Source organism: Herminiimonas glaciei (assembly GCF_042664955.1).
GTDB classification, from domain to species: domain Bacteria; phylum Pseudomonadota; class Gammaproteobacteria; order Burkholderiales; family Burkholderiaceae_D; genus Oxalicibacterium; species Oxalicibacterium glaciei.
In genome coordinates this window covers 451365-463166 of record NZ_JBHTBU010000001.1, presented here as the reverse complement: position 1 = coordinate 463166, position 11802 = coordinate 451365, and the positions used below count along the sequence as shown (strand labels likewise).

Sequence of the window (11802 nt, the reverse complement as noted above, 5' to 3'; positions counted from 1 at the left end):
TGAAAAATGCTGGGTTCATCTTGGCAGGACGGATGGACGGCATGGCAGGCTCTTTCAGTGGTGATTCATATTGGAAGGAATAAATACGGCGGAAAATTTCCTGACCGCCTTTGCCTCCCTAGACGAAAGCCAACACCAAAAGCTATACAAAAATTTACTGAAAATTATGTGCCGCCACGCGCAGCGATAGCACTGGCATGGCTTGCTGAAAAACAGATATTTTTTATGACAATCAGATGACATGACCTGACTGCCTGTTTACCCTATTTAAGCAAGACCAGACCGCCCGGCAAGGAAGTCACATCGAGCTTGAATAAACGCTGGATTTGCGCAATCGCTTTATCCAGGTCACGGATATGAAAACGGCCACTGACCGGTTTGTCGGCCATGCCTTTTGCCATCAGGACCACACGACCCGGACGGTAGCGATTGATTTCCGCCACCACCTGCGCCAATGCCGTCTGGCGGAAGCTCAGGATGCCGGAGCGCCAGGCCGAAGCATCAATCGGATTGATGCTGCGTATCGCCTGTATCGCCTGGCTGTCATAGGTCACTTGCTGTGCTGCGCGCAAGACCACTTCATCGCCACCCGATGCCACTTTGACCATGCCCTCAATACAGGTCACGCAAACTGCATTACCCATATGCCGCAATTCAAAGCGGGCATCGAGGCCTGAGGTACGCCCCCCGGCGGCACTCACCACGAACGGCTGGTTACGCTTCGTTGCATCGACCGCCACTTCACCATCCAGCAAGTCTATGCCGACGGCTTCACCACGCAAGGTTTGCACGGCTATCGCACTGCGGGTATTCATCTCTACGGAAACACCGGACGCCAATTCGATTCCACGCTGCTCACCGGCAGCCGTACGGAAATCGGCGCGCCACGCATCCGCTGCCGACGGCCACAAATCCAGCGGTGGGTGTATCAGGGCGACACCTGCGATAGCCGCACACGAAGTTGCCAATGCGCCACCCATGAAAGCCCGGCGCGACATGCCGGACGTTTGCTTGCGCGATTGTTTGTTGCGCAAGGCGCTCAGCTCAGGGTCACCGGCACCAGCCAGTACTGCCGCCGGCAACAACTCATCCCACATCCGCTGCGCTTGCTCGAAAGCCCGTGCATGGGCGGCACTGGTCGCACACCAACGTCGCAAGGCCTGCGCATCTGCCGCGCGCGCAGTACCCGACTTCAGGCGACGCAACCATGCATGCGCCTGCAGTTCCAGCTCATCAGGGATGCGATGGGATGGCTGCTCAAGCATGATGGCGAGCTCCAGACGTGGGCGACAGGTACATGGCTATTTCGCGAAAAAATGGATATATACCCAAGACGTTTTTCAAACGCTGAAACTGCACTTTGTTTTTCATTTTGTGTGCTCGCTCATGTGCTGGACCACATATTCGTGTGCGCGCTTGAGTTCGCGGTCGACCAGGCTTAGCGATACGCCCAGCCGGTCCGCCACTTCTTGCCGCGGCATTTCATCGACACGAATCAGGATCAGGATATTGCGCCGCCGCGACGGCATTTGCTGGATGACGGCAGCCAGGCGCTCCGCTTCGGAACGGGCTGCGAAGGTCCGCGCCGGACCCGCCGCCGGGTCGGACAGGTCAGCCAGTACCTGCTCTACTTCTTCGCCGCTGAGGAAACGCTTTTCCGCACGCATGCGATCCAGTGCCGCATTGGTCGCCATCCGCATCAGGTAACTCAACGGATATTGCACCGGCTCCGCACCTTCCTTGCTGCTCTCCAGCCGGAGCCAGGTTTCCTGCAGTGCTTCGCCGGCGAGGTCGGCGCTACCGAGATGCACCGTCAGGCGACGCTTCAGGTCGTCATAGCGCCGCACCAGGAAGTCGCGCAAACCGGAAATGCCGATATCACTCATCAGTGCCCCGTCGTTCCGGCGCAGTCACTTGCAGCCAGTTGCTGCGGCAAGATCAACATAAAGAAAGGCAGGCTGGTATCAGCCGGGCCACGTCCGAGATCGACTTTCTGCAAGGCTTGCAGGATGGCACGATCGCGGCTCTTGCTTCCGCTCGAATCCAGCAACAAGGCTTGCGTGATGCGTCCTTGCGCATCGACATGGAAACGCAATGCAATGCGGTAATCCAGCGTCGCGATCAGCGGATCACGGCAAAATGCCGCACGTACGCCGGACTGCAACAGGCCGTCGTAGGCAATATTGCGTTGCATGTTTACAGCTGCCGGGGTGACAGGTTCCAGCACAAATGCATCCGGTGCCGTGAAATTCGCTTCCAGCCCGGTTCCCTCCAGCAGCAGGCGCAAGGCGGCATATGCGGTGTAGCGACCGGATACTGCGGTGGAATTCAAACCCTGGATGGAAGCGGCACTATAGAGTCCGGCAAAACCGGTTTTTTCACCGAAGGCATCAAGCGCTGCCTGCAGTGGTAATGAAGGGATATCGAATTGCATGCTGCCGGCTTGCGGCGCACGTATGGCAGTGACTGACTGGCGAGGACTATCCGGCTGCGCAGCCAGCTCGCGCATCAACAAAGACATGCCCACCGCCACGGTGAACATGGCGATGGACACGACGTTTCTTGCCATAGGGATGTCAGTAATATTTTCATGCGTTAGATGTGCAATCCAGCCGAAGGGCTGCTTGACTAGCTTGCGCATCGTACCCAAGCAATATGACCTTGCCGTGACAGAAAACAATGTACGCACAGGTGCTACAACAACGACCGGCCGCTTCAGTCGTCAGGCTCATCCTCATGCAAATCATGTACCTCGGATTCCGGGGCCTTGTTACCGGCACGTTCACCGATGGCACGCCGGGCTGCGATCAACTCGGCATGTGAAATACCAAACTCCGCCATCGACGTTGCCATTAAATTCAATAAGGCCACGCGCTGGCGCTGGCGTACTGCTTCAGCACGGCGTGTCCGCCTGACCTGACGGTCAGCGGCCGTCAGTTGCTGCAGGTGGACGTCATGCGACTCATCATGTGTCGGCATAGCGATTCCTTTTCAATACCGGCCCCGGCACGCGGGACCGGTGGTCTGCCCTGGTTCAGGCTGCTACCGATTCTTCCGCTGTTGCAGCGACTGCATCCGTAGCCGGTACGGATTCAGGTTTGAAGTTGCGCAGGTGCAGGAAGAACTGGCCCATCATCTGGGTCCACAATTGCAGGGAAATAGCCAGGTGCGCCGGGGTAACACCACCTGCCACCATGACATCCATTTCCAGCACAACGAAATCGCCATGCAAGGCTACGCGTGCAAAACGCTTGGTACGGTGCCATTCGGTCAGCACGCCTTCCGGCAATACACCACCCTGCACGCGCAATGGGCAGCTCAGTGTCAGGTCAGCGTACTGACCCGGTGTGATTGCATTGCCCCACAGGACCTGGAAGCCGATACCGTGGCTGGCACTATGCAACCATGTGGTGCCTTCATGCTCGGTGGTGGTCACGGCACAGCCGGCCGCCTTGATGGCATCCGATACTTGCTCCGCGTTGACTGTGTTCAACAGTTCAATTGCCGGTGTGGTTTCTGCTACTGCTGCAGCTGCTGCATTGGAAGATTTGCTCATGTCATATCCTGATCATTAAAAGTGAAAGTATGGGAGCGAGAGCCGGCGTTATGCGAGCCCTCGCGGTCCGTATTTATTTTTGCAAGGCTGCGTCGAGTGCTGCGCTGTCGATCTTCAGGCTGCCGGCAGGAACCAGTCCGGCCATATGGGCCTGTATCAACTGCTGTTGACGCTGGTCGCGCAAAGCGGTTTGCAGGCGTGGCTTGATTTCTTCCAGGGTCGCGGTACGTGCCGGCTGGGTTTCCAGCAGTTTGACGATATGGAAACCGGATGGGGACTGCACCGGTTCGCTCACCTGGCCGACCTTCAGCTTGGCAACCGCATCACGTACTTCAGGCAGCATCTGCTCCAGTGGCAGCATGCCGACTTCACCACCGCGCTCTGCGCTGCGTGGATCTTGCGAACGGCTACGCGCCAGCGCTGCGAAATCACCACCACGGGCCTGGGTCGCCAGCTTCTTCGCTTCGTCGCGCAATTTGGTGGTCGCAGCAGCATCCGTGCCGGTGCTCGCCAGGTAGATTTGCGCCACGCGATAGGTTGCCGGCAAATTGAAGTTGGCCTTGCCTTGTTCATATGCTGCTTTTACTTCGGCATCGGATGGATAAGCCGCCGGTACTTGTGCGACCGATTCCAGGTAGCTGGTGCTGACGATACGCGCTGTGACTTCACGCACTGCGGCATCCACCTTGGACTTGACTTCCGGACGCTCGGCCCAGCCTTTGGATTGTGCTTCGCGCAACAGGGCTTCGCTGGTCACGCGTTGACGCAACCAGTTTTCCACACCGGCGCGGTTGTTCTTGATGGCGGCACGTTCTGCTTCCGGCATGCCTTGCAACAAGCGCGTGATTTCGTTTTGACCTATGGTCACACTGCCGGCGCTGGCAACGACTTTGTCCGGTGCTGCCGATTGCGCGGCAGACATGCCCATGACCGAAGCCAGCAACACGCCGATTGCGGTACGTACGCCGGGTAATGCTTTATTGATATTCGATTTCATTTTTTCATTCCTTCACTATGGTTTCGCCAGGCACAGTGTGCCTGTGCGAAATGACACTGGGATTACTGACTGCGTGGCTGTTCTGCCGCCGGGGTATTGCTGCCACCTATTTCAAAACGACCTTCATACAATTTATCGCCATACTGCTGCGCAATTTCATCCAGTTTGACCCGGCTTTGCGCGGCGAACGGCTGGCGCGCACTCATCAAAGTACCCATATCCTGCGTTTCATATGCACGCAGGATTTCCTGTCCGGTTTCATACAACTGGACGTTCTTGGCCTTGCATTGCATGGCAGCCTGCGCTTGCGACATGCTTTCGCCGGCCAGGCGCTGGCGCTCGGCTTCGGTCGCACGTGCCAGCTTCAGTAACTCATCATATGCACCCCGATACTGGGTAATCTGCGCATTCGCTTTATCCAGCTCGACCTGGTTTTGGTGCTTCATGCCACTGAGTTTTTCACGTGCCTGGCGCTCAGCCGCCTGGCTGCTGGCGAGGTCTTTCTTGACCTTGTCGATATCCGCCGGGGTCGATGCCGGACCGGCACCGCCCTTGAATGCGGCCAGCTCGTTCTGTGCCTGTTGCAACTGCGTGGTGGTAATCCGCAGTTGCGCACGCAAACGCTCTTCCATGCTTTGGTTTTGCGCCTGTGCCGTACCGCTGGCCAGCAGCACGACCACGGCCGCAGCCAAAGGACGCAAAGTGGCGAAACGGACGGCGCGGCGAGGGAGGAAATGGGATGACATGGGATCCTCGTTTAGAAGCGTGTATTCAGCTCAAGCTGCATCACGTCGATAGCCAGCGGGGAGCTGTAAATGGTTTTGCTCGACAACCAGCGACCGGTCAAAGATGTGTTCTTGTCGAAGGCATAGGTACCGCCCAGGGTGTAGCCGCGTGCATTGGTACCACCGAGGTGGAAGGACGAATCGTTGTAAGCATCAGGCATCGCATCCGGTTCAATGTATTTATAGCCGGCCGATACATTCCATTCACCACGCAGGCTAGGGTTCGGGTTACCCAGGGTCGCCTGGACCATATACGCGTTACCGCCACTCTCGAAGTTGGCGCGTGCATTCACACCGGTCCGGTCGTAGTTATTGAGAATGCCGCCATTTGCGCGACGGAACATTTCATCTTCATCATAGGCAAGGTTGCGGATGTAGTTCGCATCCAGACGCAGGCCGTAATCACCCAATACCTTGGTTTCCCAGCGTGCATTCAAATCCAGCAACTGGAATTTCGAAGCCAGGCCCATGTATTGCGGCAATGGTGTGTTCGCCGGATTGGCCGGGTTCAATGCGATATTGCGCAACAGCATCATGGTATTACCCTTCTGCATGTAGGCCGGACGAGACCAGTCGGTGCTACATGTGGTGGTTTCACCAGAGTACAGGCGGCAAGGATCAGACAGCTTGCCATTGATATTCTGGAAGCTGTAGTAAGCCACTGCACCGCGCAAACGATTCGTCGAATCCAGTTTCCAGTTGGCGCCAACCTGCGCACCCAGCAACCACTTGGTTTCGCTGCGCATCTTGTCGCCCTGGTCTTTCGGGAAGTTATCGGACGAATATTCGAGCGGGATGATACCCAGCGTACCGAACATCGATAAGGTGTCATTGCTGAACTTCTTGTCGAATTGTGCGGCCACACCGTCGAAGTTCAAGTCATTCGAAAACAGCATGTCTGACGAGACGAATGGATTAGCAAAGCGACCACCGGTGATCTTGAGCCAGTCGGTCGGACGGTTCGCAATCCAGGCCTGGTCCAGCCAAATGTTTTTCTTGTTCAAGCCGCCGCCCAGCGTCTGGGTAGTGGAAACCGGATTGTCATCACTACCGGTCGCCAGGCGTACACCTGCCGTGGTGGTATCGGAGATATCAGCCAATACGCCAAAACGGGCCCGTACACGCCACAGGTTTTTTCTATCCTGGCGCGTATTCAAGGTCGGCGGCAAACCGGAAGCGGTGTTCGGGTTTACGTCATAGCCGCTACCGGCATTGATCGCCGCGTAATCGATAATGTTCATATTATCGTTGGCGCGACCGTAATAGCGCGATTCATTACGCAAGCGCATATCGCCTTCGATACGGATGCGTTTGCTCCATTCCGGGGTTTCATTCGGTGCCGCCCAACCTTCGGTGCGGGCTTGTGCCATGACCTGGCCTTTGACTTCATCACGGATCTGGTCACGCACGGTTTGCGAAATATAAGGTACACGCACATCGCCTGCTTCCGGACGCATTGCGGCAGTGCCTGCTACCGGTGCCGCTGCTGCAACTGCCGCAACCTGGCGTTGTGCCTGCTGGGCCGCCATCGCTTCGGTTTGCGCCTGTGCCAGCAAGGCTTCGCCGACGTCTTTATTCAGGGTACCGCTCTGGATCAGGCCACGGATCAGCTTGACCATGGCGCTTTCGGCCGGTGCTGCGGTTTGTGCCTGTGCCACACCGCTGGCCATCAACAAGGCGACCGCCGAAGCGATGGCCAGGTTTTGTACGGATTTACGTACCGGTAGTACTGAGCCACGGCTGCTACGGCCCGGCTGGGAAGATAAATGATTCATACTTTCTTTCACTGATTGAAATGAAATGGAAGGGATTGCAGGCTTCGTCATGGACGGCGCCCCCTGATAGTCATGCGCGCCGGGAAGCGTTGCGAAGCAGGTGGTCGCACATCACTGCGGAAGTCACGCACCATCGCCAGCACCGCCTCGTCAATTTGCGCATTACCCGTGCTTTGCACCAGTTCTGCGCGTGTCGCTTTACCGTCCGGATCCAGCCACAGGTTGATACGAATTTCCTGGAAGGCCAGCGTGCGGGTACGCGGGTCACGGGCGAATGCCTGTTGCACTGCATTCCCGATATACGCGGAATACGAACCCATCCCGCCACCGCCACCAGTCGAACCGCCGCCACTTCCGGCGCGTACACCGAAACTGTCATTACCGGCTTGCGCATCACTATTCATCGTGACCGGATCACCCGCATCCGGCGCTGGCGTCGGCGAGTCGGATGGTGCCTCCTGCGGATTCGGAGTCGGTTCAGGCGGCGCTTCCGGCTGTACTTTTTCCGGTTCCGGCTCCGGCAATTTCTCCGGCTCAGGTGGCGGTGGCGGTGGTGGCGGCAGCATCAGCATCGGGGTGGCAGCCACCTCGCGCTTGGTACTCGCGGTACCCGATACCAGATACCAGACGACCGCCACCAGCACGATCAGAATGAATCCGCCTATCGCGTAACCACCCCAGCGCCGCCATAAATCGGCAGTCTGCGAGGTCGGATGAGAACTTGTATGAAGGCGATTCACATTACCCCCCTCATGCCGCTTTGCCGGTCACGAGGCCGATCTGGTTAAGCTCGATGCGTCGTAGCAGGTCCAGCACTTCCACCACTTTTGCGTACTGCACCGAGGCATCACCGCGCACGATCACCGGGAAGTCCGGGGTCAGCGCTTTTTCGGTACGCAAGCGTTCTTCCAGTTCCGGCAAGGTCACCGGGAATGCATCAAGGAAGACCTGGCCTGCGTTATCGATGGTGATGGCCTTGGTCTTCGGCTTTTCCAGCGCGACCGAAGAACTGGCCTTCGGCAGATCGACCTTGATGCCCGGAATGCTGGCATTGCTGGTCAGGATAAAGATCACCAACACCACCAGCAGCACGTCAACAAAAGGCGTGATGTTGATGCCGCCGGCACGTTTTTTTGTGCCGAATTTGGCTGCGTTTGCCATAGTTATCTGCTCCTCAAGCCTGGCGCAGGTTGGCGCGAGCTTGACGGCCTTCGCCTTGCTCTTCAGCCAGGCGGGTAGCAAATTCGTCGACGAATACGGCCATGTCGGCGCCGATCGCATCGGAACGCGAAGCCAGCCAGTTGTAGCCGAACAGTGCCGGAATCGCGACGCCCAGGCCGGCAGCGGTACACAACAGCGCGGCCGCCATACCTGGTGCCACCGAGTTGATGTCCACTGCGCCGGCCATCGCTGCCACCACGAACACCAGCATGATGCCGATAACGGTACCGAACAGGCCGACGTAAGGTGCACCTTCAATCGCCGTCGACAACCAGTTCATGCGATGCGACATGCGTTCGTTTTCACGCACCATCACGCCGTCCATTGCGGCACGGATCGCGCTGATGGTGGCATTCGATACGGCGCTGAGGTCGTAACCACGGTCATGGCGACGGCGCATTTCATCTACTGCAACCTTGTACAGTCGCCACAGCGAAGAATCGGCTTTCACGTCTTGCGGCAGTTTGCTGCTGTTAGCCAGTTGGTCCAGCGGTGCACCTGCGGTTTCACGGAAGTGATCCATGAAGATCGCATTGGCACGCGAGATCGCACCGTAGTTGCGGCCCTTGCTGATCATGATTGCCCACGACAGGACCATCATCACGCCCAGCAGGATGACCACCAGCCATGCATCCAGTGGCATCGCTGCCAGGATGAAGCCGAAGTGGCTCTTGCCTGCCTGCTGCTCATCGGTACCGAATACCGCGAGGCGCGATTCCGCACCTTGCGATACCGCATCAGCCAGCAACAAGGTATCGGAACGTGCCACCTTGGACAGGCGGACTTCATCAATCGCGCCGACGAATGGTGTGTATGCTGCGGATTGCGCTGCGGTGTCGCCACCGATAGCAGCTGCAGTATTCAATGCCGGCATGGCGGCTTCGAGCGAAGCGGTAGCGCGGCCACCGACGTGCAGGGTGACATTCTTGCCATCTGCGGTGACTGCCAGGTGCGACCACTGACCGGCCTGGATAGGCTGGCCCGGTTTGCTGCGTTGGCCGTTGACCTGGACAAAAGGCACACCCTGGTCGATACCGACCAGGAATTCACGGCCGCTATCACGACGTGCGTAAATCAGTTGCTGTGCACCGAGTTGTTCCGGACGCAGCCATACCGAGAAGGTAAAGGCACCGCCTGCTTCTTGTGTCAGCGATGGTGCTGCCGGCAGCATCAATGGTGTGCCGTTCAGTTTTGCGCCCTTGCCGATCACAGTGCCGTCGATGCTGACCACTGCAGTTTGTGCATTGTTGCCATATGCAGTGGTATCGCGTGGCGGTGTCGCTGCTTCTGCAAAGTGATAGACCAGTGTGTAATCAGGGTCGAAAGTACGTTGGCCGTTACCGGATGCCGGTGCCTTCGCGTTACCGTAATACATCCAAACCTGTTGCGGCGCACCTGCCGGCAAGGCCGGCATATCGACCCAGATCAGCGCAATGCCGAGCAAAGGATCGAATTGTTCGATCTGGTGGTTCAGCACGGTTTTGTCGTCGCCTGCCACGAAACGCAGGTCGGCGCCGGTATCGCTGACACCTTCAAAACTGAAGTTACCGGTATGCAGGCGCACCAGCACCGGCGTACGGCCGGCATCGCCGCCCAGCGCACCACCTTGCGGACCGGCATCGATCGTGATCGGCTTGCGATAAGCCCAGTCAGGTTGCCACCAGGCGTGTGCCAGGTTAGGCAAGAGCGTGCTCAACAAGGTGAGCGTAAGAAAAAGAATGCGTCGCATAACAGTGGTTCTCCGAAAACTCGTATAAAAATAAAAGGGATGTGCGCTGCTTTTTTAATAAAGGCTGTGTAACAAAGGGCTTATCCAAGCAAGGCCCATGAATAAATTTCGATCAATAACTGGCATTGACACTAAAGTTCACGCGCGTGTCGTGCTTCTCGGTGCGCGGCCCGTTTTTCAACGGATAACCGACATCCACTCGTCCGCTGATTTGTTCGCCGAGGCGGAAACTGGTACCGAAACCCACCGATGCCAGCGTAAAAAGGTCTTGCTGCTCGACCAGCGCATCGCGCAGCTTCAATCTGGACGCATCACCAAATGCATACACGCGCCAGTTTTCGACCCAAGGATTGAGGTAAGTCAACGGTTTGCTGCGCAGCTCAAGCGAGCCGACCACACCGTAATCGCCGGTGGTTTCTGCAGACAGATAACCACGTACCGAATTCATACCGCCGGCGGCGATCTGTTCACCCGATACCAATGGCGAGTCGGTCAGCTGGCCTGCAAAGCGGAAGCCGATTTGCGCTTCATTCTCAAAGCTGTAAGAACCGTTCAAATCGGCTTTGAGCACCATGAAATTCGGCTTGGCTTCGTCACGTTTGTAAGCGAAGGCCTTTTCATCGCTGCCGTAACCGAACAGGCTGCGGGTGCCCGCAACCATCGTCAGGCCGATGCTGTACTGGCTGCGTTCGTTTTGCACATAGCCCATATAGCCGAGCGTGATCGGTGCATATTTCAGCGGTACCTTGTCGCCGGTACTGCCGAGCCGTAGTGCTTCTTCATTGTTTTTGAAATCAACGCCAACGCTCACGGTGTGCCACCAGTTGCCGGTATTCGGTACGGTGTAGGTTGCCTTGAAACCGATCGCATAACCTTTGCCGAGCACAGTGGTACCGCCTACGGTGGAAACGGTGCTGTCGGATTTATAACCGGAGGCATCCAGCGCCCAGTTACTATCGCGCAGCGGCGCGGTATAGGAACCCGACCAGACCTTGGTCTGGTTCAAATCTTCCGGTGTACCGAATAAACTCAGCGATGCGCTATGGCCGAGTTGCCACAGGTTGTCGTGACCGATCGAAGCGGTGGCACGCAATTCCTTGGTATCGGCGCTGTAATCGTTGTTGAGGCCGGCACTGGCGCGCCATGGGCTGCTGTCATCCACTTTCAGGTCGACGTCCATGGTGCCCGGCAAGGTGCCCTGCTTTACCAGCGGCATTACCTGGCGCTTGGAGCTGCGGTTTAGTGTGGTCAGCTGCGCCTGTGCCAGGTTGAAGTCAGGTACTTTGCCTTCCTGCAGCGCCGGTACCTGCTCGCGCACCTCCAGCGGCGAGTTGTACTGCGCACCGACTACCCGCACCCGACCGACCTTGGTTTCATTGACTTGCAGGTAGACCACGCCGCCGGTCACTTGCTGTTCCGGCAAATCCACATATACCGATTGATAACCACGTGCGTTATAGGCCGACAACAACGCATCACGTGCATTTTCGACATCCTTCATCGTGCGCTGCGGACCAAGGTAAGGCGTCACCGCCAATTCGATGGTGCGTGCATCCAGCACGCTATTGCCGCGCACGATGTATTCATTGATATCGACCTTTTGTGCGTTATCGGCAGCTTCAGTTGCTTGTGCTCCCGCTGCATTGTCAGCCTGCGCAAACGCTGCGCCGTGCAAACCCAGGGCCAGCATTGCCAGGCAAAGCGCCTTCAGGCGCATGGGCTTTTCATTCCGGTTTTTC

The 11802-nt window shown here is 57.4% G+C and carries 13 protein-coding genes; 1 reads left to right on the top strand and 12 read right to left on the bottom strand.

Annotated features, from left to right (window positions below; all coding sequences use genetic code 11):
* The first annotated feature begins 6 nt into the window (after window positions 1-6).
* Entirely contained in the window at window positions 7-240 is a 234-nt protein-coding gene (locus ACFQPC_RS02080; RefSeq protein ID WP_382269990.1) for a hypothetical protein, read from the top strand.
* A gap of 23 nt (window positions 241-263) precedes the next feature.
* On the opposite strand, the gene ACFQPC_RS02075 is transcribed toward ACFQPC_RS02080, so the two are convergent.
* From ACFQPC_RS02075 to ACFQPC_RS02020, 12 genes are all read right to left on the bottom strand, one after another.
* Complete coding sequence (locus ACFQPC_RS02075) at window positions 264-1265, bottom strand: FecR family protein (protein ID WP_382269989.1); 1002 nt, start codon at window positions 1263-1265, stop codon at window positions 264-266.
* 102 nt (window positions 1266-1367) lie between these two features.
* A complete protein-coding gene (locus ACFQPC_RS02070) occupies window positions 1368-1886 on the bottom strand; it encodes an RNA polymerase sigma factor (RefSeq protein ID WP_382269988.1) in 519 nt (172 codons plus the stop codon).
* Window positions 1886-2569, bottom strand: coding sequence for a TonB family protein (locus ACFQPC_RS02065; protein ID WP_382269987.1), 684 nt, complete (start codon window positions 2567-2569; stop codon window positions 1886-1888). Before ACFQPC_RS02065 ends, ACFQPC_RS02070 begins: the two co-directional genes overlap by 1 nt.
* 146 nt (window positions 2570-2715) lie before the next feature.
* Window positions 2716-2979 (bottom strand): hypothetical protein, encoded by a 264-nt coding sequence (locus ACFQPC_RS02060; RefSeq protein WP_382269986.1) that lies wholly within the window; start codon window positions 2977-2979, stop codon window positions 2716-2718.
* Between the two features lie 55 nt (window positions 2980-3034).
* The gene (locus tag ACFQPC_RS02055) at window positions 3035-3556 is read right to left on the bottom strand and encodes a YbjN domain-containing protein (protein ID WP_382269985.1); all 522 of its coding nucleotides are present in this window, start codon (window positions 3554-3556) and stop codon (window positions 3035-3037) included.
* A 73-nt stretch (window positions 3557-3629) separates the two neighbouring features.
* Window positions 3630-4553: a foldase protein PrsA gene (locus tag ACFQPC_RS02050; protein WP_382269984.1), complete on the bottom strand. Its 924-nt coding sequence runs from the start codon at window positions 4551-4553 to the stop codon at window positions 3630-3632.
* Window positions 4554-4615: 62 nt separating this feature from the next.
* Window positions 4616-5299, bottom strand: coding sequence for an HlyD family secretion protein (locus ACFQPC_RS02045; RefSeq protein WP_382269983.1), 684 nt, complete (start codon window positions 5297-5299; stop codon window positions 4616-4618).
* 11 nt (window positions 5300-5310) lie between these two features.
* Window positions 5311-7113 carry a putative porin gene (locus ACFQPC_RS02040; protein ID WP_382269982.1) on the bottom strand — a complete coding sequence of 601 codons (1803 nt, stop codon included), beginning with the start codon at window positions 7111-7113 and terminating at the stop codon, window positions 5311-5313.
* Between the two features lie 47 nt (window positions 7114-7160).
* Window positions 7161-7853: an energy transducer TonB family protein gene (locus ACFQPC_RS02035; protein WP_382269981.1), complete on the bottom strand. Its 693-nt coding sequence runs from the start codon at window positions 7851-7853 to the stop codon at window positions 7161-7163.
* 10 nt (window positions 7854-7863) lie between these two features.
* The gene (locus tag ACFQPC_RS02030) at window positions 7864-8274 is read right to left on the bottom strand and encodes an ExbD/TolR family protein (protein ID WP_012080231.1); all 411 of its coding nucleotides are present in this window, start codon (window positions 8272-8274) and stop codon (window positions 7864-7866) included.
* 13 nt (window positions 8275-8287) lie between these two features.
* A complete protein-coding gene (locus ACFQPC_RS02025) occupies window positions 8288-10063 on the bottom strand; it encodes a DUF2341 domain-containing protein (protein ID WP_382269980.1) in 1776 nt (591 codons plus the stop codon).
* 112 nt (window positions 10064-10175) lie between these two features.
* Window positions 10176-11780: a ShlB/FhaC/HecB family hemolysin secretion/activation protein gene (locus ACFQPC_RS02020; RefSeq protein ID WP_382269979.1), complete on the bottom strand. Its 1605-nt coding sequence runs from the start codon at window positions 11778-11780 to the stop codon at window positions 10176-10178.
* Window positions 11781-11802: the final 22 nt, after the last annotated feature.